The 24807-nt window shown below is 62.5% G+C and carries 28 protein-coding genes; 4 read left to right on the top strand and 24 right to left on the bottom strand.

Annotation, left to right across the window (positions count from 1 at the left end; genetic code table 11):
* Nucleotides 1-5 precede the first annotated feature (5 nt).
* The 12 genes from E0L93_RS05210 to E0L93_RS05155 form a co-directional block, all read right to left on the bottom strand.
* Nucleotides 6-1217: a dihydrolipoamide acetyltransferase family protein gene (locus tag E0L93_RS05210; RefSeq protein ID WP_132689460.1), complete on the bottom strand. Its 1212-nt coding sequence runs from the start codon at nucleotides 1215-1217 to the stop codon at nucleotides 6-8.
* Entirely contained in the window at nucleotides 1217-2224 is a 1008-nt protein-coding gene (locus tag E0L93_RS05205; RefSeq protein WP_132689458.1) for an alpha-ketoacid dehydrogenase subunit beta, read from the bottom strand. Before E0L93_RS05205 ends, E0L93_RS05210 begins: the two co-directional genes overlap by 1 nt.
* A complete protein-coding gene (locus E0L93_RS05200) occupies nucleotides 2217-3173 on the bottom strand; it encodes a thiamine pyrophosphate-dependent dehydrogenase E1 component subunit alpha (protein WP_207890336.1) in 957 nt (318 codons plus the stop codon). The genes E0L93_RS05205 and E0L93_RS05200 overlap by 8 nt, the downstream gene beginning before the upstream one ends.
* The gene (locus E0L93_RS05195) at nucleotides 3170-4171 is read right to left on the bottom strand and encodes a sugar-binding transcriptional regulator (RefSeq protein WP_132689455.1); all 1002 of its coding nucleotides are present in this window, start codon (nucleotides 4169-4171) and stop codon (nucleotides 3170-3172) included. Before E0L93_RS05195 ends, E0L93_RS05200 begins: the two co-directional genes overlap by 4 nt.
* Nucleotides 4168-5415 (bottom strand): NAD(P)H-dependent oxidoreductase, encoded by a 1248-nt coding sequence (locus tag E0L93_RS05190; RefSeq protein WP_207890335.1) that lies wholly within the window; start codon nucleotides 5413-5415, stop codon nucleotides 4168-4170. Before E0L93_RS05190 ends, E0L93_RS05195 begins: the two co-directional genes overlap by 4 nt.
* A gap of 13 nt (nucleotides 5416-5428) precedes the next feature.
* Complete coding sequence (locus E0L93_RS16040; protein WP_207890334.1) at nucleotides 5429-5812, bottom strand: PTS glucitol/sorbitol transporter subunit IIA; 384 nt, start codon at nucleotides 5810-5812, stop codon at nucleotides 5429-5431.
* 14 nt (nucleotides 5813-5826) lie between these two features.
* The gene (gene srlE, locus E0L93_RS05180) at nucleotides 5827-6855 is read right to left on the bottom strand and encodes a PTS glucitol/sorbitol transporter subunit IIB (protein WP_132689447.1); all 1029 of its coding nucleotides are present in this window, start codon (nucleotides 6853-6855) and stop codon (nucleotides 5827-5829) included.
* 13 nt (nucleotides 6856-6868) lie between these two features.
* Nucleotides 6869-7462, bottom strand: coding sequence for a PTS glucitol/sorbitol transporter subunit IIC (gene srlA, locus E0L93_RS05175; RefSeq protein WP_243638118.1), 594 nt, complete (start codon nucleotides 7460-7462; stop codon nucleotides 6869-6871).
* Nucleotides 7463-7537: 75 nt separating this feature from the next.
* Complete coding sequence (locus tag E0L93_RS05170; protein ID WP_132689442.1) at nucleotides 7538-7960, bottom strand: transcriptional regulator GutM; 423 nt, start codon at nucleotides 7958-7960, stop codon at nucleotides 7538-7540.
* A 113-nt stretch (nucleotides 7961-8073) separates the two neighbouring features.
* A complete protein-coding gene (locus tag E0L93_RS05165; protein ID WP_132689439.1) occupies nucleotides 8074-8544 on the bottom strand; it encodes a PTS sugar transporter subunit IIA in 471 nt (156 codons plus the stop codon).
* 9 nt (nucleotides 8545-8553) lie between these two features.
* Nucleotides 8554-9951, bottom strand: a complete 1398-nt coding sequence (locus E0L93_RS05160; protein ID WP_132689436.1) for a PTS galactitol transporter subunit IIC — start codon at nucleotides 9949-9951, stop codon at nucleotides 8554-8556.
* 11 nt (nucleotides 9952-9962) lie between these two features.
* Complete coding sequence (locus tag E0L93_RS05155) at nucleotides 9963-10250, bottom strand: PTS sugar transporter subunit IIB (RefSeq protein WP_132689433.1); 288 nt, start codon at nucleotides 10248-10250, stop codon at nucleotides 9963-9965.
* 111 nt (nucleotides 10251-10361) lie between these two features.
* Between E0L93_RS05155 and E0L93_RS15730 the strand changes: the two genes are divergently transcribed.
* On the top strand, nucleotides 10362-10523 hold the full coding sequence (locus E0L93_RS15730; RefSeq protein WP_165874177.1) for a hypothetical protein: 162 nt from the start codon (nucleotides 10362-10364) through the stop codon (nucleotides 10521-10523).
* A gap of 36 nt (nucleotides 10524-10559) precedes the next feature.
* Nucleotides 10560-11327, top strand: coding sequence for an HpcH/HpaI aldolase family protein (locus E0L93_RS05150; RefSeq protein WP_132689430.1), 768 nt, complete (start codon nucleotides 10560-10562; stop codon nucleotides 11325-11327).
* Between the two features lie 4 nt (nucleotides 11328-11331).
* Here the strand turns inward: E0L93_RS05150 and E0L93_RS05145 are convergent, their stop codons facing one another.
* Nucleotides 11332-11532, bottom strand: coding sequence for a hypothetical protein (locus E0L93_RS05145; protein WP_132689427.1), 201 nt, complete (start codon nucleotides 11530-11532; stop codon nucleotides 11332-11334).
* Between the two features lie 169 nt (nucleotides 11533-11701).
* On the opposite strand from E0L93_RS05145, the gene E0L93_RS05140 reads away from it, so the two are divergent.
* Nucleotides 11702-12487: a phosphatase gene (locus tag E0L93_RS05140; protein ID WP_132689424.1), complete on the top strand. Its 786-nt coding sequence runs from the start codon at nucleotides 11702-11704 to the stop codon at nucleotides 12485-12487.
* Nucleotides 12488-12497: 10 nt separating this feature from the next.
* On the opposite strand, the gene E0L93_RS05135 is transcribed toward E0L93_RS05140, so the two are convergent.
* The 5 genes from E0L93_RS05135 to E0L93_RS05115 all read right to left on the bottom strand — a co-directional run bounded on the left by E0L93_RS05135 (nucleotide 12498) and on the right by E0L93_RS05115 (nucleotide 17170).
* The gene (locus E0L93_RS05135) at nucleotides 12498-14381 is read right to left on the bottom strand and encodes a nucleoside-diphosphate sugar epimerase/dehydratase (RefSeq protein ID WP_132689421.1); all 1884 of its coding nucleotides are present in this window, start codon (nucleotides 14379-14381) and stop codon (nucleotides 12498-12500) included.
* A 93-nt stretch (nucleotides 14382-14474) separates the two neighbouring features.
* On the bottom strand, nucleotides 14475-15560 hold the full coding sequence (locus tag E0L93_RS05130) for a DegT/DnrJ/EryC1/StrS family aminotransferase (protein WP_132689495.1): 1086 nt from the start codon (nucleotides 15558-15560) through the stop codon (nucleotides 14475-14477).
* 10 nt (nucleotides 15561-15570) lie between these two features.
* Nucleotides 15571-16197 (bottom strand): acetyltransferase, encoded by a 627-nt coding sequence (locus tag E0L93_RS05125; RefSeq protein WP_132689418.1) that lies wholly within the window; start codon nucleotides 16195-16197, stop codon nucleotides 15571-15573.
* A complete protein-coding gene (locus tag E0L93_RS05120; RefSeq protein WP_132689415.1) occupies nucleotides 16194-16811 on the bottom strand; it encodes a sugar transferase in 618 nt (205 codons plus the stop codon). Before E0L93_RS05120 ends, E0L93_RS05125 begins: the two co-directional genes overlap by 4 nt.
* 47 nt (nucleotides 16812-16858) lie before the next feature.
* On the bottom strand, nucleotides 16859-17170 hold the full coding sequence (locus E0L93_RS05115; protein ID WP_132689413.1) for a nucleotidyltransferase family protein: 312 nt from the start codon (nucleotides 17168-17170) through the stop codon (nucleotides 16859-16861).
* 109 nt (nucleotides 17171-17279) lie between these two features.
* On the opposite strand from E0L93_RS05115, the gene E0L93_RS05110 reads away from it, so the two are divergent.
* The gene (locus tag E0L93_RS05110) at nucleotides 17280-17588 is read left to right on the top strand and encodes a type II toxin-antitoxin system prevent-host-death family antitoxin (RefSeq protein ID WP_132689410.1); all 309 of its coding nucleotides are present in this window, start codon (nucleotides 17280-17282) and stop codon (nucleotides 17586-17588) included.
* A gap of 29 nt (nucleotides 17589-17617) precedes the next feature.
* Here E0L93_RS05110 and E0L93_RS05105 read toward each other — a convergent pair whose 3' ends face one another.
* The 6 genes from E0L93_RS05105 to E0L93_RS05080 form a co-directional block, all read right to left on the bottom strand.
* Complete coding sequence (locus E0L93_RS05105) at nucleotides 17618-18775, bottom strand: glycosyltransferase family 4 protein (RefSeq protein ID WP_132689407.1); 1158 nt, start codon at nucleotides 18773-18775, stop codon at nucleotides 17618-17620.
* On the bottom strand, nucleotides 18772-20112 hold the full coding sequence (locus E0L93_RS05100; RefSeq protein WP_132689404.1) for an O-antigen ligase family protein: 1341 nt from the start codon (nucleotides 20110-20112) through the stop codon (nucleotides 18772-18774). Before E0L93_RS05100 ends, E0L93_RS05105 begins: the two co-directional genes overlap by 4 nt.
* Complete coding sequence (locus E0L93_RS05095) at nucleotides 20109-21215, bottom strand: glycosyltransferase family 4 protein (RefSeq protein WP_165874176.1); 1107 nt, start codon at nucleotides 21213-21215, stop codon at nucleotides 20109-20111. The genes E0L93_RS05100 and E0L93_RS05095 overlap by 4 nt, the downstream gene beginning before the upstream one ends.
* On the bottom strand, nucleotides 21212-22309 hold the full coding sequence (wecB, locus tag E0L93_RS05090; RefSeq protein WP_132689398.1) for a non-hydrolyzing UDP-N-acetylglucosamine 2-epimerase: 1098 nt from the start codon (nucleotides 22307-22309) through the stop codon (nucleotides 21212-21214). Before wecB ends, E0L93_RS05095 begins: the two co-directional genes overlap by 4 nt.
* 85 nt (nucleotides 22310-22394) lie before the next feature.
* Nucleotides 22395-23342 (bottom strand): glycosyltransferase family protein, encoded by a 948-nt coding sequence (locus E0L93_RS05085; protein WP_132689395.1) that lies wholly within the window; start codon nucleotides 23340-23342, stop codon nucleotides 22395-22397.
* The gene (locus tag E0L93_RS05080) at nucleotides 23336-24805 is read right to left on the bottom strand and encodes a lipopolysaccharide biosynthesis protein (protein ID WP_165874175.1); all 1470 of its coding nucleotides are present in this window, start codon (nucleotides 24803-24805) and stop codon (nucleotides 23336-23338) included. Before E0L93_RS05080 ends, E0L93_RS05085 begins: the two co-directional genes overlap by 7 nt.
* Nucleotides 24806-24807 lie beyond the last annotated feature (2 nt).

Raw genomic sequence — 24807 nt, 5'->3', positions numbered from 1 at the left:
CCGTCTCACAGCAGGAGCTCCCAGTCCAGCAGCACGGACTGCAGGTCCATGAGGAACCGAGCCCCGTCGGCGCCGTCGGCCACCCGGTGATCCACCGAGAGCGTAGCCGAGATCACGCGCCGCGGCACCCACTCGTCCTCGCGCCACTCCGGAACGGTCCGCACCCTCCCTACCGCCAGGATGGCCGCCTGCGGCGGGTTTATGATGGCGTCGAACCCATCCACCTCCATCATCCCCAGGTTGGAGAGGGTAAAGGTTCCTCCCGAGAGGTCCTCGCTCCCGAGCCGGCCCTCCCGCGCCCGCAGGATGAGATCCCTGACCGCCGGGACCAGCTCCCTCAGAGGGAGCGCATCGGCCCCCTTCACCACCGGCACCAGAAGCCCTTCCTCCGTGGCCACCGCTATTCCCAGATTGACCCGCGGGTTCAGCTCCATCTCGCCGCCCTCTATGTAACGGGCGTTGAGCCGCGGATGGCTCCTGAGCGTCCGGGCGACGGCCAGCGCCAGAAGATCCGTGAGGGTGGGCGCGGGATCAAGCCTCTCCTTCAGGCGCTCCCGCAGCTCAAGCAGCCGGTCGGCCCCGAGCTCCCGCCTCAGGTAGAAGTGCGGCACCTCCGCGAAGCTGCGGGCCGTCCGTTCGGCGCCAATGCGCCGGATGCGGGAGAGCTTCTCCCTCCGGAGCGCCCCAGCTGCCGAGGGCTCTCCCTCTGGAGGGGCCGGAACTTCGCGCGGCTGCCGGCGAACATCGGCCTCGAGAACGTCCGAAAGATAGACCCGCCCGCCGGGTCCGGACCCGGCGATGGCCTCTATGGCCAAACCCCGCTGGGCGGCGGCCCGGCGGGCCGCCGGAGAGGCCCGGACCGGGCTCCGGCCCTTCCCATCGGTTCCAGGCTCCCTCGGTGGAGCGGATGTCGCAAGCTCCCTCTGCGGCTCGGCGGGGGTTCCGGCAGCCTCTCTCCCGGTCTCCGGCACCTCTTCGCCCGGAGCGGCGATGTAGAGTAATGTCGTCCCCACGGGCACGACATCTCCTGCCGCACCGCGGAGGTTGCGCACGATACCGTCGGCCGGAGCCTCAAGCTCGAAGGAGACCTTGTCCGTATCTATCTCCAGAACGGGGTCTCCCTCCTTCACCTCATCGCCCTCCTCGACCAGCCACCGGATGATGGTGGCCTCCTCCATGTCCATGTTCAGCCGGGGAACCTTCAGTTCGGCAGCCATCAGGCATACACCCCCACCCGAGCGTCCAAAAGGGCCTTTACCGCCTCAACCACCTTCTCCGGAGTGGGCCGCACGTAAGCTTCCAGCCGCCTGTTGTAGGGGATGGGAACGTCGGCCGCCGCAACCCGGGCCGGGGAACGGTCCAGGGCGTAGAAGCTCTCGCTCTCCACGATCCGGGAGACGACCTCGGCCCCCCAGCCACAGGTCTTCACATCCTCCTCGACCACGACGAGCTTGCCGGTCTTCTCCACCGAGCGTGCCACGGTCCTGTGGTCCATCGGCGAGAGGGTGCGCAGGTCTATAACCTCGGCCTCCACCCCTTCGCCGGAGAGAGCGTCGGCGGCCTCCAGCGCGTAGTGGTGCATCAGCCCGGCCGCGACGAGGGTAACGTCCTCCCCCTCGCGGCTGAGGGCAGCCTCACCCAGAGGAACGCGGTAGAGATCTTCCGGCACCTCACCCTTGCGGTTGTAGAGGAGTTTGTGCTCGTAGAAGATCACGGGGTTGGGATCGTCAAGGGCGGCGAGCAGCAGCCCCTTGGCGTCGTAGGGGGTTGAGGGCATTACGACCTTCAGGCCCGGAACGTGGACGAACCAGGCCTCGAGGCTCTGGGAGTGCTGGGCTGCGGCCCCGGTCCCGGCTCCTCCGGGCGTGCGCACCACCAGCGGGACCGAGGCCTCGCCGCCGAACATGTAGCGCACCTTGGCCGCCTGGTTCACGAGCTGGTCCATACAGTGGGTTATGAAGTCCGAGAATTGGATCTCGGCGATGGGACGCATGCCCAGAAGGGCCGCCCCGGTGCACAAGCCCACGAAGCCAGCCTCGGAGAGCGGGGTGTCCACAACCCTATCTTCGCCGAACTCCTCGACCATGCCCCGGCTCACGCCGAAGGCACCGCCGTAGACCCCCACGTCCTCGCCCATCAGGAAGACCTCTTCGTTGTGGCGCATAGCCTGCACCATCGCCTCCCGGACGGCTTCACGATAGGTGATCACCCTGGCCTCAGGCATACACGTCCTCCAGAGCGCTCTTAAGTTCCGGTTCGGGCTCTTTTGCAGCCTTCTCGAAGGCCTCATCGATCCGCCGGTAGGCCCGGCTCTCCATCTCCTGCAGCTCGTTCTCCGCCAGGGCGCCCTCCTCCTGCAGCTTTCCGGCGAAACGCTCGATGGGATCCATCTCGCGCCACTGCCGGATCTCCTCGCGCGTGCGGTAGAGATTGGCATCGCTCTTAGAGTGCCCCAGATAGCGGTAGGTAACGGTCTCGATCAGGGTAGGCCCCTCACCGTCGCGGGCCCGCTTTAGAGCGGCGGCGGCGGCTCTGTAGACCTCCTCAAGATCCATGCCATCGACCGTCTCGCCGGGCATGCCGTAGGCCGCCGCCCTGCCGGAGATGGGCTCGACGGCGAACGCCTTCCTCACGCTCAGGGACATCGCGTACTGGTTGTTCTCGCACAGAAAGACCACCGGCAGCTTCCAAATGGCGGCCAGATTGAACGTCTCGCTGGAGATGCCCTCCTGTACCGCCCCGTCCCCGAAGAAACAGAGGGCGGCGCGGTCCTGACCGCGCCGTTTAAAGGCCCACCCGGCGCCACAGGCGATACCCATGCTCCCGCCCACGATGCCGTTGGCGCCGAGCATGCCCGCAGAGACATCCGCTATGTGCATCGAGCCGCCCTTGCCCCGGCAGTATCCGGTCGCCTTTCCCAGAAGCTCCGCAGCCATCCTGTCTACATCCAATCCGAAGGCGATGGCGTGACCGTGGCCGCGATGGGTCGAGGTGATCACATCTCCCTCCTTCAGCGCCGCCACCGCGCCCACGGCCACGGCCTCCTGCCCGACGTAGAAGTGAGCCGTGCCGTGAACCCTGCCTTCGGCATAGAGGTCGTTGACCTTCTCGTCGAAAGCCCTTATGAGCAGCATCTTCCACAGCATCTCCCGGCGTTCCTCCGTGCTCTTCAAGCCGATCCTCCTTCCCGAGGGGGTATATCCAGCAGTTCCTCGGCCAGTCTCCGGTCGCAGACCAGGGTGTCCACGCAGCCGCTCCGGAGCACCGCCGCCACGCCCGGAGCCTTCTCCGGCCCGGTCGCTATGCCGATCGTGCGCGGGATCTCGCGCAGCTGCTCCGGGGTTACGCCGATTATGCGCGCGGAGAGGTCCGGCAGACACGGCTCACCGCATGCGTTCAGGAAGTGGCAGCAGACATCGCCCACCGCTCCCCGATTCCGGAGCCTCAGAAATTCCTCCGGCGTGAAGTATCCGGCTCCGACCATGGTGGAGGTGGGCAGGATGCCTCCGATGCCCACCACGGCCACATCGCAGGCGGCCGCCTCGGCCAGCGTATCCCCGATGCCCGGCAGTTCCATGAGCTCGGCCCTGCTCTCGGCCGAGCTGGCGATGGCCGGAGCCGCAAGCTGCAGGTACTCGCCACCCACCTTCTCCGCTAGAGCGACGCAGATCTGGTTCGAGTGCAGCTCCGTCTTGGCCTTCCCCATGCCACCCACGAGCGGCACGATGCGCTTGCAGGCGAAGGCCCGGTGTGGCAGCGCATCGGCCAGCGCCCGCAGGGAGGTTCCCCAAGAGACCCCGAGCACCGACTCGGCGGTGCACAGCCGGGCCAGCAGCGCTCCGCCCGCGCCGCCGGCCGAAAGCTCCGTGCTCCGGCGGTCCTCCCGGACGTCGACCACCATGGCCTCGGTGAGCCCGTACCGATCCTCCAGGGCTATCTCCAGCGCGGCAAAGTCCCCGGCGGGCTCGGCTATCTCTATCTTGACCAGCCCGCGGGCTCGGCCCTCGGAGATGAGCTTGGAGACCTTGGGCCGCGAGAAACCCATGCGGCGTGCCACCTCGGCCTGTGTGAGATCGTGCTCGTAGTAGAGCCGGAGCACCTTGAGTATCAGATGATCCTGCTCGGAGAGCTGCCGGGAATCCACCAGCCGGTAGCCTGCAGCGCCCCTCATGCCGTCCCCCCTCCGACCAGCGCCTCCTGCAGCCTGCGCAGCCTCACGACGAAAGAGTCCCCGGACAGCTCCACTGCCGAGCGGGGTATCACGGCGCCCCGTTTTACCGGATGCACGATCCGCGCTCCCTGAGCCAGCCCGATAGGCAGCATGTCCCGGGCCTCGGAGACCGCGTAGAGGAAGCCGTAGTAGTCCGCCCCCCCGATGCCGTCCAGAAGCTCTCCGGCGGCGAGATCCCGTTTGGCTACCGCGACCACCTCGGCGGCGGGCGTCGGCCGGGGAGCTATGGTGGGCTCGCCATAGATAGCCGCCCGTGCCACCGAGATGGCGGTCTCTAGGCTTGTCAGGTGGTAGGGACGGTACAGAACGTGGTTCGGCCCCTCCCCCAGCCCCAGATACCTGAGCGTCTCCCGCACCGGACCCACGTCCGACCGCACGACGGCGAACACGCCGGGCGCGACGCCCCGCACATACTCCACGGCTCCGGGAGCGGCAAGTATGCCGCCCTCTTCTCTCGGACACAGGATGGCGGCCAGCCGCGCCGGTTCGGCCTCCTTGATGCCGTGCATCCCCGGTGTGTCGGGAGCGAACCCCGTGGCGTTGGCCACGGCGGCCATCTCGACCATCGTCTTGGTACCATCCACGAAGGAGGCCAGCATCTTCGGGTTCATACCGCGCTCTTTGGCCTCCCGCGCGAGCGAATCCGGCGTGGCGGCGACGTCCAGAGGATTGTTCTTCCCCTTGCCCAGCGTCACGACCTCGAACCCCAGAGACCGGGCGAAGTCGTATAGCTCCATGATCGCGCCGGGCTCATCCCCGGCGGAGCCGGTGTAGACTATCCCGGCGCTGCGGGCCATCTGGCTCAGAACGGCTCCAACCGTCACGTCCGCCTCAGCGTTGAGCATCACCACGTGCCGGCCGCTGTGTATGGCCTCATATGCGACCCGGGCTCCGACATCCGGAACGCCGGTCGCCTCCACCAGCACGTCCACCACCTCCGAACGGGCCACTTCCAGCGCGTCGCCGGTGAAGCCCGGGACACCCTCCCCCGGCTCGTATCCGGCCTCCTGGAGGGCGGTGCGGGCGCGCTCCGGCCTCACATCGGCGGCCGCGACGACCTCCAGTCCGGGGATCGTAGCGGTCTGCGCTATGAACCCCCGTCCCATCTGACCGACCCCGACGACACCCACCCTTATGGGCGTTCCGGAGCGGGCTAGAGCCTCCAGCTTCTCTCTCAGACCCAAGGCAAGGTCCTTTCTACTCAGCGGAACGTATCTCCACCCGGACACCGGGCCGGACGTTGTCGCCCAGCGCGTCCGGATCCGACCTCTCAAGACAGATCTCACCGGGCAGTTCGGCTTCTTCCAGACCGTTGAACTTGAATACCGCATGGCCCAGCTTCCGGACGTTCTCCCAGGCCTTCTCCCCGATCGCCGTTATCCGGAACTCCCGGTCGCCGATCGAGACGACATCACCGGGCCCGGGCGGACTCTCCCGGCAGACCCCGGGATCGTGCAGCACCGAGATCTCGGCCAGCTCGGGCGGAGCTCCCGTCTTGAACAGGATCAGGAGTCCCGACTCCAGAAACTCCGGGACCTCCGCCCCTACCTCGGTGATCTCCGTCCTGTATATGGTCTCCAAAACTCTCTCCGACCCTAAGAATAGAGACCGAAGCTGAACAGCCACCCGACGATGACCGCGATGGGGCCCGTGATCTGGCGGGAGAAGAGCACCGCGGGAACCCCGATCTCCACCGTCTTGGGCTGGGCCTCACCGAGCGCGAGCCCCACCGGGACGAAGTCGCAGCCGACCTGCACGTTGTACGCAAACAGCGCCGGCAGGGCGAACTGCGGATCTATCGCCCCGCGCCCGATCTGGTCCCCGATCAGGACTCCGATGACCTGCGCAATCACCGCCCCCGGACCGAGCACCGGCGAGAGGAACGGCAGACCCACGATCAGCGAGAGCACCAGGAGACCGCCCAGACTCCCCGCGAGCGGCGAGAGCGTGTTGGCAATGACATCCCCGATCCCCGACGCCTGGATGACGCCGATGAGCAGGGTCACGAAGGCCATGAAGGGCAGTATGTTCCGGACCACCTGATCTACAGCCTGCCGGCCGCTCTGGAAGAGCACCCCCACCACGCCTCCGATGCCCCGACCGATCCGGGCGATGAAACCCGCTATCCCGCCGCCCATCTCGGGTGCAGCCGCAGCCTCGGCCCCGGCCCTCGCTCCGTCCCCGGTCGCGAACGGGCTGGCCATCCCCTCTCGCTCACCGTCTTCTCCGGCCGCAGCCTGATCCCCCTCGGCCAGGCTTATGTCCTCCGGACGCACGCCCGAGACGTAGATATCCTCCTGCACGAACTGCGCCAGCGGACCGGCCTGTCCTACAGGAGTCAGGTTGATCGTGGGTATCCTCTTCCTGGGATAGACGCCGAGGCGCGCCGTCCCGCCGCAGTCCACCACCACGCAGGCGATCTCACTCTCAGGCGGCGGCGCACGGAAACCATCCACCGCCTCCGCACCGGTCAGCTCGGCTATCCGGCGGGCCACCTCCGGTATGCCCCCGCCGGTGATCGCGACTATCTTGTTCTTCTCCGCCGTGGGCCGGATCACGAGCGGCCCACCCCAGCCCTGAGGACCACGCTCGACCCGGACGGCCTTATACTCTTTCTGCTGCATCCTCCTCAGCCCCCTACAGCTCCACGCCCTGCCGCCGGGCCAAAAATGCGGTCATGAACTGCGTGACCAGCCCCCGGATGAAGATAACCACCAACCCCGCCAGAAGATACCTGACGGCCAGCGGCCCGAGCGGAAGATCCAGCTGCTGCAACCCCCGCGCAACCCCAAGCCACACGAAGAGCTCCGCGGGATTGACGTGCGGGAAGAGCCCCAGCGGCGGATGAACGAAGCTCACCGCCGAGTCGTAGAAGGCCGGCTTGTACTTCTCCTCCAGAAACCGGCCAAACGTGTAGGCCATCGGATTGGTCAGGAAGAACACCGCCAGAAGCGGCAGCAACGAGTACCGCGTCAGCACGTTGCCAGCGGCAAACTGAGCTGCCCGGTTCACCCGCTGCTCACCGACCAAATTGACTATCGTGTAGAACGCCGTCAACAGCACGATCACGAGCGGTATGATCCCGGTCACAAAACCGACGAACACATCCGCACCAGCCTGAAACAGCCCGATGAACCACGTGCCCGCATCCTCCAGCGCACCGAGGATACCTCCCTGCCGTGCAACGGCCTCCTCCCCCTCCTGCTGGAGCAACGCCACGAACCACGTCAACTGAGCAAGCACTCCCTGCATATACTCACCACCTGAAATTTAAGAAGCAAACACCCCGCAGAGAAGATAAGCACCCTAACTCATGATCACTTCCCTCCCCTCCCGCTCGGCCCGGATCCTGTCTATCTGCTCGATAGCCCGCCGCGCAGCCAGAAGCGTCCCCCGCTCACTCCGGGGCTCCTCACGCTCCCCACTCCGCAGCTCATCCAGGCCAACCCCCACCAGCTCAGGAGCCTCCCTGAACCGGGCGAATACCGTCGCACCACGCATCTTCAACGCCCTCCTGATAACCGAACCACCCTCGTCGGTCACGAGCATCAGGATCACACCCTTCCCAAACCGCGCCTTCGCATTGCCAACCCCCACATAACCCTCGCCCCCTTCACGCATGACACTACTCAAAACCTCCCGGTAGTGCCGCATCTGGAAGTAGGTGCCCACCGCCTGCAGCGCCCACAAAACCGCCAGAATCAGTAACAGCCACGCAACTACACCCATATGCGTATTGCCTCCTTACTCCCCGCTTTTCGCAACACATTACACTTGACTTTTGTTTTTGTCAAGAACAAATGTCAAATTTTCGGCATCATGAAGTATGTAGGGGGCGGCCGTTATTCTTCGACCGCTCTGCGCAGGAGGTAGCAGGCCTCCTGGGGGTTCGGTGCTTCGAGCAGTTTCTGGAGGGTTTGTGGTTTCTGGAAGGCTTCGGCGAAGCGGCTGAGCCATTCGACGTGGGCTTCGGGGTTGGTTATGGAGAGCAGGAAGATCACGCCCACCTTCAGTGTGTTCTCTGGGGAACCCATCTCCTGGAACTCTACCGGCTCCGCCAGTATTCCGACGGCCACGGCGGGCTTCAGGCAGTGGCGGGTGTCGGCGTGGGGGATGGCTATCGCCACGCCGCGAGTGGGGAGGCCGGTGGGAAACTCGGCCTCCCGGGCGAGTACGGCTTTGGTGAAGGAGTCCTTCACCCTTCCCTCCCGTTTCAGGAGTCCGGCCAGCTCCCGGATCGCGGCCTCGCGGTCGGGGGCTTTCATTCCCAGCCGGATCAGGCCGGGATGGAAGCTGGAACGCGCGGCTCCCATCCCGGAGATCTAGATCCGCTCCTCCTGCGGCTCCCGGGCGCGCTCCGGCTCCCCGGGGCGAGGTTTGCTCCCGGCGACCGCCGGTTCGCCGGGCTGGCGGCGGGAGACCCACCAGGCGAAGAGCAGGGCGGCGGCGCCGAGCAGGGGCAGCCCGACAGCCGGTGCCTGGGCCACACCGAAGAAGAGGCCGGTGACCGGGTTAGCTCCGTCGACGAGCGAAGAGAGCTGGGTGGCATCCCCGGGAGCCTGGAAGTTCACGTTGTTGGCCGCCTGGGTGAAGACGGGGGAGATAGCCGTGGCGATGTAGAGACCTCCGGCGATGGCGATAGCCCCGGCCACCACCGAGCGGAAGATGTTGCCCCGGAAGATCGGGACCATCATACAAACGATAAACGGCATGGTGGCCAGATCCCCGAAGGGCAGCACCTGGTTGCCCGGCAGCACCACGGCGATGACCAGCGTAATCGGGACCATCAGGAGGGCGGTCGCGATCACAGCCGGAGCCCCGACCGCGATGGCCGAGTCCAGCCCAATGTAGAGGTTGCGGCCCGGGAAACGGCGCTGGACGAACTCCCGCGCCGCCTCGGCGACCGGTGCCAGGCCCTCCATCAGGATCGCTACCATCCGCGGCAGGAGCAGCATCACTGCGGCCAGGCTTATCCCGAGCTGCAGAACCGCATTCAGGGAGAGGCCGCCCAGGACACCGAGTACAATCCCCAGCACCAGCCCCAGAATGATGGACTCGCCGAACACCCCGAAACGACGCTGGATCGTGTCCGGATCGAGCTTCCAGTCCCGGACCACCGGGATCCGGTCGAAGAGATAGTTGAGCGGGATCGCGAGGAACACGTACGGAGCAGACGTTCCGTGTGGCAGCGAAACGTTCGGGAAGTTGTAGTACCTCTGGATCCAGGGCGCGCTCCAGTCGGCCAGTGCGAGCAGGATGACCATGTGTATGGCCGCAGCCACGAAGCCCCACAAGAGGCTCTCCGTCACGATGGCGACGATGGCCCCGATGAAGGCCATGTGCCAGTAGTTCCACAGGTCTATGTTCAGGGTGCGGGTAAGACCGATCCCCAGCAGCGCTATGTTGACCGCCAGCCCCAGCGGAATAATGAAAGCCCCCACCTGGGAGCCAAACGCAATGGCCGCCGTCGACGGCCAGCCCACGTCTATGACGTTGAGCTGAACCTCGAAGCGCTCGGCCAGACCCTCCGCAGCAGGACCGAGCTGCTCCAGAAGGAGCGTTATTACCAGACCGATGCCTACGAAGCCGATCCCGATGAGCACACCCGCCCGAAACGCCCGGCCAGGACGCAGCCCCAGAATAACCGCAAAGACGAAGATCAAGACCGGCAAGACCACCGCCGGCCCCAGATCGGTAATAAACTGCGTTACAGTCTCCATACCCAATACCCCTAACTCTGAAGCCTCTCCCCTATCTCCTCAAGCGTCTGCTCCACGCCCACCCCGGTGAGAAACGGCATCCCGTTCACCGTCGGAACACCAGACCCTCCGGGCATCTGGGTCGTGGAAACTACGAGGTCGTAGTCCTCAACCCCCCGCAGGGTCTCCATGACCTTCGTCTGCTGAATATCCACCTCTATCCCCCGCTCCGCGCAGTAGTCCCGAATCTTCTGCGCCACCACCGTCGAGGTAGCTATCCCAGTTCCGCAAACGATCAAGACCCGTCTCTTCCTTCCCACAACTCTTCCTTTCTCCCGCTCAAGTAACCGTGGTAGCGATTTTAGCAATTGTTCGAGTAGATATCAATTGATATAAGCGAAGGCCGGCATTGGTCAGGTTATATTGGTGCGGTGGGGCGGCAGCTGGAGCCGGTGTTTAATGACGAGGCGCGAGCGCTGGTAGAGGAGAACTTCACAGTCGATGAAGCCGCCTGGATGCTGCGGGAGAAGTCCGCCACGCTGCGCGGGCTGGCAGAAGGCGTCTACCGGCGGATCTTAGCGGCGGTCCGGTAGCGCAGAACCGGGCCGTGCTCCGGTATACTGCCGGGCATGCCGAACCACAACCCGCTGAAGCGCGCGTTCTCGGAGGGCCGGAAGGCGTTCGGACTGTGGGCCACGCTCCCCGACCCGTTCGCCGTGGAGCTCATGGCCGGGGGCGGCTTCGACTACGTCTGCGTGGACCGGCAGCACGGCCTCATCGGCTACGAGACGCTGGTCTCCATGCTGCGGGCCGCCGAGAACGCTGGGCTCGCGCCCCTGACCCGGGTGACGCAGAACAGCCCGGCCGAGATCATGCGCTCCCTGGACGCCGGAGCCCTCGGGGTTATCGTGCCGCTGGTGAACACGCCGGAAGAGGCCGCCCGCGCGGTCGCCGCCTGCCGCTTCCCGCCCCGGGGCGAGCGCTCCTACGGCCCCATCCGGGCCGCAGGCGTTCTGGGCTCCGGCTCCCCGGAGCACCTCGCCGGCGAGGTGCTGTGCCTCGCGATGATCGAGACCCGGGAGGGACTCGCGAACGTGGAGGAGATCGCCGCCACCCCGGGCCTGGACGGCATATACGTCGGACCGGCGGATCTGGCCCTCTCGCTGGGGCTGGAGCCGGCGTCGGCCGGAGAGAACCCCGAGCACCGAAAGGCCGTGCAGAGGATAAGGGATGCCTGCCACAGGTCCGGCATCGCAGCCGGGATGCACGGCTCCTCGGGCGGAGAGGCCCGGGAGTACGCAGAACAGGGCTTCGACTTCGCCACCGCCGCCGTGGACGCCTACCTCCTCGCGGACGCGGCGCAAAGAGAGGCCGCACAAGCCCGCCGCCGGGACTGAAGGCTCAGGCCGCCTCCGGCTCTATCCGCTCGACCCCCTCGCCCCGCACGAAGAAGCTCTCAGGGTCTATCGGGAAGACCACCCGCAGCTCGCAGCCGGGATTCCGGCCGCCCAGAATCTCCAGCGCCCGCCGGATGCTCCGGGCCTGAACCGCCACCCGGTAGCTGATGTCCCCCCGGCGAACCTCCACGGAAACCCTTATCATGACTGCTCCTTCTCTCGTGCCCCTTGTTACCAAGAGTAAGCCCTTTTCATTACACTACGGTAACAATCAGGTAAAAATACGGTGAATTCTTTAAGAATCGAGAAGAAAGGAACGCCGGCTGCCGGGGGCTCCTTTCGGAGCGGGGGCGTCATGAGTTACACTCCGTTACATGAACGGAAGAATAGAAAGCTATGCGCTGCGGCTGCTGGAGGCCGGGGTTGCCGGGGACCGCACTTCGCACGGTGCGCGGGACAATCTGTACAAGATAGAGCAGGTCGTGATGCACAACCCCGTCTACACCTTCGGGCTGGAGCCGTTGCTAGAGGGCGTGGACTTTGAGGAGGCGTACTCGGCGGTTGGGCGCTTCACGGGCCATCCCCCAGACCGGGAGGAGAATCCGGAGCGGGGGCGCATAGATCCGGTTCGCACGGTGGAGGGGCTCGTGGAGGCTGCGCGGCGCATCCGGAAGGTAGCCGGGGGTGGCGGGACGCTCCTGTTCGGCACCGGGCATCCCGGTGCGCTGCTCCTCTACTACCTGGAGCTGAGCCGGTGGGCCGAGACGCTGGGCGGCAGGGTTCTCACGGCCGGCACCGAGCGGCTCTACGAGCACGGTTCGCCCCTCGACTGGGTCGGGAAGGTGGGTGTTCTGGGCGACGGGGCGCATCTGCACCACACCCACAGCCCGGACCCCATGCGGGACGTGCTCGGGGAGGTTGGAGCGGTGGATCTCGTAGTGGCCGACCACGGCTTCGCCGGGGCTGCAGCGGCGGCGGGCATACCCGCCATCGCGGTCATGGACACAAACGATCCGGCGCTGGCGGTCGCGGCTCTCAGGGCTCCGGATCTGCTGACCGTGGTCCCCATGGACGACAACCGGCCGCAGAACTCCTACGCGGTGGCGCTGGACGTGATCCGGGAGGCCGGCGGGGCCTCCGCGCCGTTTATGGAGCGGTAGAGGTTCGCACTCAGGCAGCAGTGCCGCTGCCGTCGCGGGTCTCCCCGGAGCGGCCGGGGATCAGGGCGTGCATCAGCTCCACCGTCCCCTCCGGGCCGCGGGCACGGGCGTGCAGGATCAGCTCCTCCACGCGGCCGAGCACTCCGGGGGGCAGCTCGTCCTCCGAGGTGAGGCGGAAGATTATGGGGTGGCCGGTGCGCGCCGGGCGTTCGTTCTCCTCGTAGAGCTCCTCGTGCAGCTTCTCGCCGGGCCGGAGCCCGACGAACCTGACCTCCACGTTCGGGGCGCGCATCAGCTCCATGATCTTGCGGGCCAGGTCCACGATCTTCACCGGCCGGCCCATCTCCAGCACGTAGGTGGCGTAGGAGTCGGCCATGGCCCCGGCCTGCAGGATCAGCGAGACCGCTTCCGGGATGGTCATGAAGTAGCGGGTCATCTCCGGGTGGGTGACGGTGACCGGCCCTCCGGCCTCTATCTGGCGCTGGAAGGTGGGCACCACGCTGCCCCGGCTGCCCAGCACGTTGCCGAAGCGCACCGTGGCATAGACCGTCTTCGGGTACTCCCGGGAGACGGCCTGCACCACCATCTCCGAGACGCGCTTGGTCAGCCCCATCACGTTCGCAGGCCGCACGGCCTTGTCGGTCGAGACGTTTATAAACTTCTCCGCCCCGCACTCTCCGGCGGCCCGGGCAGCTATCAGGGACCCCTCCACGTTGTTGATGACTGCGTCGTCCGGGTGCAGCTCCATGAGCGGCACGTGCTTGTAGGCGGCGGCGTGGAAGACGAGGTGCGGCTTGAAGCTCGCGCACAGCTCCCGCATGCGCCCGGCCGCCGTGACGTCGCCTATGACCGGGCGGGATGCGGCGAATCCTTCGCGCTGCAGGTCCTGCTCCAGGTAGTACAGGGCGCTCTCGTCCCGGTCCAGAAGGGCGAGCTGCGCGGGTCCCAGACGGGCGAGCTGCCGGCACAGCTCGCGCCCGATGCTCCCGCCCGCCCCGGTCACCAGCACGCGCTTGCCGTTCACGAAGCCCGTCAGCGCATCGAGGTCTATCTCTACCTGCTCGCGGCCCAGCAGGTCCTGGATGCGCAGCTCCCGCAAGGGCACGGTCTCCCCCTTGAGGAACTCCGCCAGCCTGGGGACCACCTTGACCCCCGCACCGGTCTTCATGCACTCCCGCCAGATGCGGTCTATCTTCTCCGGCGGGGCCTCGGGCATGGCGATCAAGACGCGGTCCGCGGCCTGCTGGTTCACGATCTCTTCCAGGCGCTCCGGCCCACCGAGGACCGTCGCGCCCTCGATCTGGCGTCCCAGCAGCTTCGGGTCCTCGTCCACGAACCCGACCACCCGGATCTCCATCTCGGGCATCCGCCAGAGCTGGCGGGCCAGCGCCACCCCGGCGTCTCCGGCCCCGACGATCAGGGCCCGGTGCTTCTGGCCGACCTCGCGCAGCGAGAACTCGTAGAAGAACCTCGGGTACAACCGCACCACGACGAGCTGCACGTAGGCCAGCAAACCGCCTATCAGAACCACCGAGATCGGCACCGGCCGCGTCCACAACATGTCGGCCCCGAGGTTCGCCATCAGCAGAACCCCCACCGCCACCGACGTCGCGGCGGCGAGCTGCACGCTCTGGTAGATGCCGGTGTAGCGCATGACGTGGCGGTAGATCCCGCTGGCGTACAGGAGCGCCACGAACACGGCCGCGGAGAACACCGCGAACGGCCAGAACGTCTCCCAAAAGTGCGGCGGCACCCGCCCGTCGAAGCGGAAGAGCAGGGCCAGCGCCAGGGACACGACCACGATGACCGCGTCGATCCCTACAGCCGCCAGTTGGCGTATCTTCGGTGGCGATTGGCCGACCAGGGCCTGCCCCCTCCTCAACAGAGTCTTCACCCAACACCTTTCATGCGTAGCGAGAGACTATAGCTCTAGTTTACCGGACTCACCCCATGCTTGGGAAGCTCGCTCACCCTCTTACCTCCACTACTATACGATCGCCCGCGCCAGCGCCTCGACCACCCGGGAGACCTGCTCCCCGGTGAGGTTGTTGTGGAAAGGCAGGGCCACAGTGCGGCGCGCCACGGACTCGGTCACCGGCAGCGCCCCGTTTCCGAGCCGCTCGCGGACGTACGGTTGCCGGTGCACCGGCGAGAAGTATCCCCGCGCCGGCACTCCCTGCTCCGCCATAGACCGGATCACCGGGTCGCGCTCCAGGCCCTCTCGCAGGGTGACGACGTAGACGAACCAGCTCATCCGCACGTGAGACTTCACCCGGGGCGGCCTCACCCCATCCAACCCCTCCAGACGCCCGGAGTACATTCCGGCTACTCGCTCCCGCTTCCGCAGGAACTCTTCGATCCGCCGCAGTTGGGAGACTCCCAAAGCGGCGGACATCTCGTCCAGCCGGTAGTTGTACCCCAGCCGCTCGTGCTCCAGCCAGGCCCCCATCTCACCCCGCCCCTGGTTGCGCAGGCTGCGAGCCAGCCGGGCGACCTCGTCGCTGTCGGTCACGACGATCCCGCCCTCGCCGGTCGTCATCTGCTTGTTCGGGTAGAAGGCGAAGGCCGCCGCCTCGCCGAAGCCGCCGAGCTTCCGCCCCCGGTACTCCGCGCCGAGCGCCTCGCAGGAGTCGTCGATCACCCGCAACCCGTGCCGGCCGGCTATCTCCAGGATGGCATCCCAGTCCGCGGGGTGGCCGAAAACGTCCACGGCCATGATCGCCCGCGTGCGGGAAGTGACCTTCCGCTCCAGGTCTTCGGGGTCCAGGTTGTAGGTCTCCGGTTCTATGTCCACGAAGACCGGGGTAGCGCCCTCGTAGAGGATCACGTTCACGCTGGCCGCGAAGGTGAAGGAGGGCACCAGCACCTCGTCGCCGGGACCGATCCCCAGCGCCTTGACGATGAGGTGCAGCGCCGCCGTGCCGGAGCTGACCGCCACCGCGTGGCGCACCCCCACATACTCCGCCAGACTCCGCTCGAACTCTCCGGTCTTCGGTCCCAGAGCCAGCCGCCCGGAACGAAGAACTTCCAGAACGGCCTGGATATCCGAGTCCTCCAGGTCGGCGGAGGCCATGGGTATCCGGTCAGTCACCGGACGCCCTCCTTACCGGCCGCGCCGGAGTCCCAACGGCCACCACCCCGGCGGACAACTCCCCGATCACGGTACTCCCAGCCCCGACCGTCGTCCAGGCGCCGACCGCGGCTCCCGGCGCGGCCGTCCCGCCGATGCCCAATAGCACGCCGTCATCCAACCGGACCTCCCCCGCCAGGTTGGCTCCCGGAGCGACGTGCACGTAGTCGCCCAGCACGCAGTCGTGGTCCACCGTGGCACCCGTGTTGACGATGCAGTGCGCGCCGACCACCGTGTCCGGCTGGACGACAGCCCCCGCGAAGACCACCGTACCCGGACCGAGCCTCACCGACGGGTGAACGAACGCCTCCGGATGCACCACCGTGACCCAATCGACCGTGCGGAACCGCTCCGCGAGCCTTTTCCGGGAGGCGTTGTCTCCGACGGCGAGTACGGTCCTGGCGGAAGCCAGCTTCTCGATCTCTCTGGTAGCTCCCTCCACGGGCACCCCCAGCAGCCGGCTTCCCTGCTTGCGCGGATCGTCGTCGAACGCGGCCCTGACGCTATAGCCGGCAGCCTGGAGCGTACCGACGACTACCTTCGCGTGCCCCCCACCCCCGACGACGTGGATCCCCCTCACCGCTCGACCGGTCTCGAGCCGGTGAACTTCGGCATCGTCGCGTGTCCCCTGGCGCTGACCCCCTCTCCTCGCAGTACCTTGACGAGAGTGAGCCAGAGGATCTTCAGGTCCAGCCGGAGAGAATGGTTGTCCACGTACCACAGGTCCAGAGCGAACCTGTCGTCCCAACCGAGCGCGTTGCGTCCGTTCACCTGCGCCCACCCGGTGACGCCGGGCCTGACCTCGTGCCGCCGGTTCTGTTCCGGCGTATAGAGGTCCAGGTACTCCATCAGCAGCGGCCGCGGCCCCACCAGACTCATATCTCCCTTCAGAATGTTGAACAGCTCCGGAAGCTCGTCCAGGCTCGCGCGCCGCACGAAGCGCCCGAAGGGCGTAATACGCTGCTCGTCCGGAAGCAGCCGGCCCGATTCGTCCCGCGCCTCCCGCATGGTGCGGAACTTGTACATCACGAAAGGCTGGCCGTACAAGCCCGGCCGGGTTTGCCGGAAGAGCACGGGAGAACCGAGGTCCCGGCGCACAAGAAGCGCCACCAGCGCCAGCACCGGTGAGAGCCCGATAACCAACGGGATAGCGAGAGCCAGATCAAACAGACGTTTACCGAAAGCCCGGTACATCGCGCATTCCGGTCAGCTCATTGATGGAAGCTCTTCTGGGCATCGGCTCAGACCGCATATATTGGCACGCGTTCTTTCACCAACGCCTCCGCAAAACGCCGGTCTTTGCGAAGCGCGCCCTCCATCACCAGATCCACGTTCCGCCCGAACAGGTTCTCCAGATCCTCCTCCAATCCGAAGTACCTGCGGAAGAGATCGGGAGGGTCACGCCGCTCGAAGGCGACGATGAAATCCAGGTCGCTGCGCTCGGGATCAAAGCCACCTTCCGCAGCCGAACCGAAGAGATCTAGCCGTTCGACGCCGTAGCGCCTGCAGATCTCCGCGACCTCTGCCCTCCTGTCCTCGACCAGAGCGATCACGGCTCCACTCTACCACAGGGAAACGCCTACCCTGCACACTTAACACTGAGCTGCGAGAGTTCCTTTGCTACGATGTGAACCACATGGTCCGCGCGGAGCGAGAGGTTCGATGGAAGGGCAAAGCAGAATATCTCTGGAGGAACTACGCCGGTCTCTGGGCAGGGTGGCCCGGACGGTGGAGGGAGGGAGAGCCGTGGTGGTGGAACGCCGGGGTGAGGAGGCTTTCGCTCTGGTACCCATGAGGCTCTACAGGTTCCTGGAAGAGGAGCGAAGGAAGCTTCTTCAGGCGACTGAAGAGGCCAGAGGATCTTTCTCGGACATGTCCGGGGAAGAAGTCGAAGCGCTGGTCGCCGCCGAGCTCGAAGAGGCGTCCTCCACAGAGCGGAAAGCTTCCTCTGCCCGCAGAGCTTCCAGCTAAAGAGTAGGGTGAAGAGAAGTCGCTTGAACTCAGCTGAATGTATGATGATCTTTCTCCATAGCCTCCGCATACAACGCCTCATGTTGCGCAATGATGTGGCGTAAGTCGTAGGCAGCCATCTGCTGACGCCCAAGCTTACCCATATTCCTTGCCTCTTCTGGATGGTCTAATATCCATGTCATGGCCCGCGTTAGCGCCGCAACGTCTCCCACAGGCACCAGAAGCCCACATCCTCCCTGCAGCAAATCTCGTGTTCCGCGAATATCAGTGCCGATAACTGGCACCTCCAGGCTCAACGACTCCATCACGCTGCGCGGCAGTCCTTCTCGTATAGAGGGCATTACAGTAGTGATTGAAGCTCGGATCAGAGCAGGAATATCATGGCGGAAGCCGAGGAAATGTACCCGGTCAGTAATCCCGAGTTTCTGAACGAGAGTCTTTATTTTGGCTATCTGTGCCCCAGTCCCGACAAAGGCCAGGTGTGCAGTCGGATGACTCGTACAGGCAAAGGCCAATACTGCATCCCGATGACGCTTATCTGTTGTGAATTCAGCAATTATCAGGAAAAGCGGCTGGTTAGACTTGAGTCCCAACTCGGCGCGCACTCGTTCCACCTCAGCCTCCTGAACCTTCCGTGGTGAGTACTTGCTTAGATCTATACCTATCCCCGGCATATAACGCACCCGGTTGGGAGGTACTATGCGGTAACGCTTGGCTGCTCTCTCGTCCTCCCGGTTGATTACTATCAAGTAATCTGTCCAGTATCCGGCCAGTTTTTCAAGACCGAGGAATATGGCGTTCTTTACCACATTTCCTCCCTGGTAGAAGTGAAAGCCGTGGGCGGTGTAGACGACCTTCAGTCTTCCCCGATTTCGCAAACCCCGCAATGCATAACGGGTTACAAGTGCTGCCACCGGCGTATGCACGTGTACCAGACCGTAAGCCTCTCGTTCTACTACCTCTCTAACTACTCTCGGAGCTTGCAGAAAGTTGCGGGGGGCCAGCGGATTACGCGACCATTTCACTTCCCAAACTCGGTCAAAGGCCTCCACACACTCGCTACTTGTCGATATTCCCTGTGCCATAGCGTCTATTTGTATGCCTTGAGTGCGAAAGTGGCGTGCGAAGGGTAGAAGGAAAGCACTCAGGGTTACAGGAACCGTCGTTATGAATATCAGTCGCCTCACCGAACTACCCTGACTCGTGGTAACCGTACAAATAGCAGAGAACCTTTTCGCGACCTAAACGTTCTTAACTCTCTACACTGCCTGCCATAGCTGCCATAGCTGAAAACCACTCCTAGAATGAACCAGTAGAGCAGTATGGGCGTGTATCCTAGAGGTGTTTGCGTAAGCCCTGCCAGGGCGATCGCGCCGGAGAGTGCGCCTATGAAGCGCCCCTCCCCTTCTCGCCACAAGAGTGAAATCCCCGCGCCAAGCATGAGTATAAAGGTTAGCACGTAGATTATGCCACCCTGTACCAGTAGGCGAACCCAATCGTTGTCGATGGCGGTGCCGAGCTTGTATTCGGGAGGGCCAAAGGTTCCCAATAGATACTCTGAATGAAGCCTCAGTGCCTCCGACCAGAATTTGAAGCGTCCCACAAGGTTTTGATCGGCTGTGCTCCCCTGCGTCACGACGCTAAGTCCACCCGCAAATCGGTCTACAACAGATTGTTCTGCAAACCCTTGCTGAATGAGCAACCATCCTGCTCCGGTGACGATTACGATTGTGAAGGCGCTGAGAATAAGATCCTGCATGCGAAAGCGTCTTACGAACACAAACTGCCATATCAACGCTGCGATGAGAACGACTGAAACAGCCACTAGCGCACCGCGCGACTGGCTTATGAGAATGGTGAGAAGTGCGGCCACCAAGCTCACGTAGCGTAGTCGCGATGTGATCAAGTATAAGGAGGCGCATACAGCGATTACACCCCAAAATCCGAGCGTGTTGGCACTCACGTAGAATCCGGTACTTCGCCCGAGAACTACCTCGCTTCCATAGGCCAACTGTGAACTCAAATCCCATTCGTAAAATGGGTTCCAAAAGCTAGAAGAGATCGAGCCCGTGCGAGAAAGGTGCTGCCCGAGGGCATAAATAAATTGTACAATGATCGCGATAGGCAAATATCGATTCCAAAGGATCTCCGGGTTTGAAGCCGTTCTGCCCAACCAATAACCGAGTGAGACAAAAGAAAGCACGACGATCGCTTGCATCGAGGCAAACAGTGTCCGTGTCGGGTATGTGGTAAACAAGACCCCGAGTAGAGGTAGTAGAAACGTTAGCAGTAGAAACGGACCCCAGAACATCCGGAACATAAGGTGCTTCAGAAAGCCTAGCGCCATCCCGCGCGAGAGAAAGCCAACGAGCGCAGCCAGCAACGGAGTAAGGAGAATGAGGATAGGAACGATTCCTCGGCCACCGGAACTGACGTCGATCGTCAGTCTGTCCGCAAGCAAGACGCACAATACTACCCAGATAAGAATCAGGTTGGGCCAGAAGTCGATGTTCCGCTTCTTCATGCTTCACTCGAATGGCTTATCATCGTGAGTATTTTTGCAGTCTCTTCCGCTCTACGATCCCAAGAATGTTCCTGCTCGATCGCCTTCCGCCCCCGAAACCCCATCTCCGCTCCCTGATCGGGGTTACGATAGAGGTAGTCTACCGCCTGGGCCAGAGCGACAGGGTCTTCAGGCGGTACGACTAGGCCGCAGGCGCAATCCTGTACTAAATTGGCTTGTCCGGGAAAATCGGTGACCACAACCGGAACTCCACATGCCAGAGTTTCAAACACCTTGAGGGGGAAGAGGCCCGTCTTAGAGTGTCCTCCTGTACCATTTTTGGGACTCAAGCCCGCGATGCTGTTGGCTATAATGCCTGGTACGTCCGAGTAGGGAACCCTGTCCATATACACGACTTTGGGGTTGTGGGTAGCTGCCGCTTGTACTTTGGCTCGCTCCACACCGTCACCTACGATTACTAAATTCAACTCAGTAGGCCACTCTGGTCTTTCTACGGCCTGCAGCAAGGTGTCTACGCCCTGCCAACGAGCCAAAGCCCCGAAGAAGACCACGTACGGTTTGGGCAGTGGGTATTGAACGGTAGAATTCGGGTGAAATAGTTTGGTGTTGGCGCCGTTGGGGATCACGTATGTCGGTTTCTGTCCCACTACCTCCCACGCCCAGTCCCGGAGTTGAGGAGTGACCACGATGAGCGCGTCGGCCATCGCCAGAGGCACTCGGATCAGGGCTCTGAACAGAGGCGCAAATGATCGCGTCCAGGGATAGGCTATAAAGAGATCCTCGTAAGGGCCGTTTAGTTCCTGAACTACAGGCATTCTGCGCGCCCTAGCCCAGAGCGCCGTAGGTAAGGAGGCTGGGTGAGCACGAATATAGAGAGCCTTCGCTCCATGCGCTCTTCGCCAGAGTTGCGCCTGCACGCTGATAAACGCGCGAATCCTTTCCAAGAAACCAGGCACGGTCTCCTTTCCGACATAATCTGGTTCGAAGAGATCCACCTGCCATCCCCTACGCCGAAGCCCTCCGATGATTTCATGAACGTGAGCATAGGAAGCCTGACCTTCGCGAGTGGCCTGCAAGCAGAGGTAGGCAACCTGCCCTTTCACCGGACTCCCTCCAACACCCTGGCAATCCTCTGCGCTGCGTTTCCTTCGCCGTAGAGTCCAGCCGGATATTGTCCAACTGCCCAGAAAGCAAGCCCGGCCTGTATACTTTCTATAACATCCTGTACCTTAAGGGGAGAAACTAGTCGATTCCACCCGACCTTCACCAACTCTACCCACTCGGTCTCCTCCCGAAGGGTAATACACGGCACTTGGTAAAAGAAGGCCTCTTTCTGCACACCACCAGAGTCGGTAGCGATGAGCCGGGCGTTCTTCTCCAGCATTACCATATCTAGATACCCCACGGGTTCAATCAGCTGCAGGTGCCGGGAAGCCTTTGTAAATATTTCTTCTCGCTCCAAAGCTTTCCGGGTGCGCGGATGAAGGGGAAGAACTACCGGCACCTCCTTCGACGCTTGCCTAAGCCCTTCAAATATAATCCGGAGGCGGGTAGCCTCGTCAGTGTTCTCGGCCCGATGAACCGTGGCAAGGATGTATTCCTTAGGCTTCAGATCTATTGTATCCAGAATCCGGCTCTCGTTATCTGCCTTGACCCCATAGTACAGGGCTGCGTCGTACATTACGTCGCCCACTAAGTGAATTCTATCCTCAGGTAGTCCTTCGCTGCGAAGGTTTTCGACGGCCCCCTGGGTAGGGGCAAAAAGCAGGTCAGAGGCATGATCGGTAAGCACGCGGTTGATCTCCTCCGGCATTCTCCGATTGAACGAGCGCAGCCCAGCCTCCACATGCGCTACCGGAATATGTAGTTTGACCGCAGCCAGAGCCGCAGCCAGGGTGGAGTTTGTGTCCCCGTAGACCAGCACCCAGTCCGGCTTTTCCTCCAGGAGTACCTGCTCAATAGCGTCAAGCATTCGTCCGGTTTGGCTACCGTGAGTCCCCGAACCTATTCCTAGATAACGGTCCGGCTTTGGGATCTCCAACTCCTCGAAGAACACATCGGACATATTCTCATCGTAGTGTTGTCCGGTATGGACCAGCACCTCCTCCATCCCTGACATACTGTGGAGCCTGCGTGAGACTGTCGCAGCCTTTATGAACTGGGGTCGTGCACCAACAACGGTAAGAACTGCTACCATGTTAATCTCATGTGTATAGTGAACGGATAAGCTTTACCTTTAGCAAATTGTTCTTGAAAGCAGTAGGTAGCATCGGTTCTTCAGCCTATTTTGTTAAGGCATCGATTAGCGATTGTGTCGCGTCTCTAGCATCAAAATTTTTTATCACGTAAGCGCGTCCTTCCAGATTTGGTTTTAGTTCGCCCTTCTGGTGAAGACGAAAGTATCCTTCAATGGCTTCTGTCAAGTTCTCCAGAACGCCAAACTCGATCACCCGTACGAACGGCAAAGGGTACGTATATATCACGTGCCTTGCAAAGGCTAGTCCTTCGCGTACTGTACCGCCAATAGCATCGTGAGGGACTATCCGCACGATAACTGAGGCATCAGCGTAAAACCGATCCATATTACGCTGCCACCCGTGGAACTTGAGATTCGGAAGGTCCTTTGGTACCCACTCGCCCTGGCCTCCAACGATATTGAATTGGACATTAGGGAGCCTCTGCGCAGCGGCGTATATAGTCCTACCGCCAAAGAACTCGTACCGCTGGTCAGGCACATACGACAGTATGGTAAACGTTTCTGGTAACGGAGGCGGAGACCTCAGTTCAGGTAGAGAGCTAGGGAAACAAACATAGGTTGCTTTTACTCCGATACTCGTCAGTTCCCTAACGAACCATGGCGCGCCAGCGATGTGGTAATCTTTTAACGCCCGATTGAAGAACAACCGCACAAGATTTCCATTCTTTGAATCTTCTATGGCGTTAAGTACGTCGGTGCCGATCCAGTAGTAGACAACCCTCGCTCGGGGGTTCAGTATTCGGGCAAGGTACCAGAACGCGTCAAACGCAAGTCCCCGGATAGTCGCCGCGCCGGGCCTAAATCCTACTCTGACCAGGATGTCCGCCCGTAGATAGTCTCTGATCTGGCTGAACGGGCGGCTCCAGTGAAGCGGGATCACAGTAGCGTGCACTTTCCCCCGCCCATATTGATTCATAAGACGAGTCAAGTGCATCGCCCAGAAGGTTTGTCCAGTTAAGGCAATTCTTACCATGGCTTGCTGTCCCTCCCCAGCAGCGTAAACCGAAGCTCAGGGAAATACTTCAGCGTTGCAGTATAACTTAGTAGAACCGTGCCCATGAGAGCGATGAGCGTTACCCAAGGCTTCTCGGCTTGCAAGGCTAGAACCAGAATCAGCACGGATGGCAAATTGATGAGTATCAACCGGGTGACTGGCATAATCAGTTCCTTGGCGGATACGTTGGCAGCGCGCAGAAATCGTACGATCGCCGCAAGCGACAGTATGAAACCGCTGAGTGAAATCAAGATGACTGCAACCATTATCGAGTTCAGGTATACTCCTATGAGTATCGCTGAAACTCTCACCGCGAGTTCCAGAGCAGTAAAACCGAAGCTCTCCAACTCGCGATTTGCTACGATTAGGAGCCCGCTCAGAGGGCTTGCTACTGACCACATCAAGGTCATAGGAGCCAGCACTTGTGCAAAGGTTCCGGCAAGACTCCACTGCTCGCCGAACACCAGTGAGAAAACATCCTTTCCAGCAAGTGTCACCCCGATATAAATCGGCAAATTGATAGCGAACAAAGCAATGGCGACCCGTACTGAGATGAGCCTGAGCCTTTCAGGATTACGCCGGTCTTCGGCAGCTCTTCCAAAGAACACTTGGCCGACTGCGCTCCCAAAGAGGGATGCTGGCAAAACCATTACGCGATAAGCTAATAAGTACAATCCGGCGACTGCTACATCGAAGTAGCGCGGTAGCAGAAGGAACGGGCTCTGCAAGGCTACTATATTCAATAAAGAGGCCCAAAGCATGATCTTTGGGTACACGGAGTAGTTGCGGAGGCAATCGAACATCGACCGAAGTCGAATTGCTCCCCTGGCTCCATCACGCCAAAACAGGATTGCCAGAAAACCGCCCCCTAAAGCGCGGCCTATTGTGTCACCGACCAACAGACCCAGGGGACCCAGCTTCAGCAAGCCGAGCCCTATCTGGGGTAACACCTGGCCTAAACTCTGTGTTAACTTTGTTCGAGCCAAAGGTCCGAACTCTTTCTTGCGCACTGCCCAGTAGCTCAGCGCTTGGTATGCTCCTGCACCCAAAAGGCCCGCGGGCACCAACCATAGATAAGGTTTCAGAGTTGCGGCGTTGAACCAGCGCGCGATCTGCTCTCCAAGCATCCACACGCCGACAGCGGACAGTAAGCTCATCCCAACCACGAGGACAAGAGAAACGACCAGTAAGTTGGCCGCAATATCCTCATCCTCTGGAAGCGGAATAGCCAACTCATAACGCCAGGAGGCCATCGTCACCAGCGGTAAGAGTATCGCCACGTAGATCGCGAAGATGCCAAACTCCGCTGGCGTATAAAATCGAGTAAGCAACGGTGAGGCTAGGAGGATGAGTCCCTGGGCCAATACGGTACTTCCGGCGAGCACAGCTACGCCGCGAGTGAACTGCCCTCTGGGGAGTATTCCCTTGAGTTGGTTCCGCATAC

The organism is Rubrobacter taiwanensis, from assembly GCF_004337705.1.
GTDB lineage: Bacteria > Actinomycetota > Rubrobacteria > Rubrobacterales > Rubrobacteraceae > Rubrobacter_C > Rubrobacter_C taiwanensis.
The sequence above is the reverse complement of the archived record's forward strand: the minus strand, read 5'-3'. Positions and strand labels throughout refer to the sequence as shown.

What these genes read in the sequence shown, in the direction of transcription:
- wecB (WP_132689398.1), bottom strand. Translation starts at nt 22,309, where the DNA reads ATGGTAGCAGTTCTTACCGTTGTTGGTGCACGACCCCAGTTCATAAAG.
- E0L93_RS05085 (WP_132689395.1), bottom strand. Translation starts at nt 23,342, where the DNA reads ATGGTAAGAATTGCCTTAACTGGACAAACCTTCTGGGCGATGCACTTG.
- E0L93_RS05150 (WP_132689430.1), top strand. Translation starts at nt 10,560, where the DNA reads ATGCCGAACCACAACCCGCTGAAGCGCGCGTTCTCGGAGGGCCGGAAG.
- srlE (WP_132689447.1), bottom strand. Translation starts at nt 6,855, where the DNA reads ATGCAGCAGAAAGAGTATAAGGCCGTCCGGGTCGAGCGTGGTCCTCAG.
- E0L93_RS05120 (WP_132689415.1), bottom strand. Translation starts at nt 16,811, where the DNA reads ATGTACCGGGCTTTCGGTAAACGTCTGTTTGATCTGGCTCTCGCTATC.
- E0L93_RS05140 (WP_132689424.1), top strand. Translation starts at nt 11,702, where the DNA reads ATGAACGGAAGAATAGAAAGCTATGCGCTGCGGCTGCTGGAGGCCGGG.
- E0L93_RS05160 (WP_132689436.1), bottom strand. Translation starts at nt 9,951, where the DNA reads ATGGAGACTGTAACGCAGTTTATTACCGATCTGGGGCCGGCGGTGGTC.
- E0L93_RS05080 (WP_165874175.1), bottom strand. Translation starts at nt 24,805, where the DNA reads ATGCGGAACCAACTCAAGGGAATACTCCCCAGAGGGCAGTTCACTCGC.
- E0L93_RS05130 (WP_132689495.1), bottom strand. Translation starts at nt 15,560, where the DNA reads ATGGCCTCCGCCGACCTGGAGGACTCGGATATCCAGGCCGTTCTGGAA.
- E0L93_RS05205 (WP_132689458.1), bottom strand. Translation starts at nt 2,224, where the DNA reads ATGCCTGAGGCCAGGGTGATCACCTATCGTGAAGCCGTCCGGGAGGCG.
- E0L93_RS05165 (WP_132689439.1), bottom strand. Translation starts at nt 8,544, where the DNA reads ATGGGAGCCGCGCGTTCCAGCTTCCATCCCGGCCTGATCCGGCTGGGA.
- E0L93_RS05110 (WP_132689410.1), top strand. Translation starts at nt 17,280, where the DNA reads ATGGAAGGGCAAAGCAGAATATCTCTGGAGGAACTACGCCGGTCTCTG.
- E0L93_RS05145 (WP_132689427.1), bottom strand. Translation starts at nt 11,532, where the DNA reads ATGATAAGGGTTTCCGTGGAGGTTCGCCGGGGGGACATCAGCTACCGG.
- E0L93_RS05195 (WP_132689455.1), bottom strand. Translation starts at nt 4,171, where the DNA reads ATGAGGGGCGCTGCAGGCTACCGGCTGGTGGATTCCCGGCAGCTCTCC.
- E0L93_RS05100 (WP_132689404.1), bottom strand. Translation starts at nt 20,112, where the DNA reads ATGAAGAAGCGGAACATCGACTTCTGGCCCAACCTGATTCTTATCTGG.
- E0L93_RS05170 (WP_132689442.1), bottom strand. Translation starts at nt 7,960, where the DNA reads ATGGGTGTAGTTGCGTGGCTGTTACTGATTCTGGCGGTTTTGTGGGCG.
- E0L93_RS05210 (WP_132689460.1), bottom strand. Translation starts at nt 1,217, where the DNA reads ATGGCTGCCGAACTGAAGGTTCCCCGGCTGAACATGGACATGGAGGAG.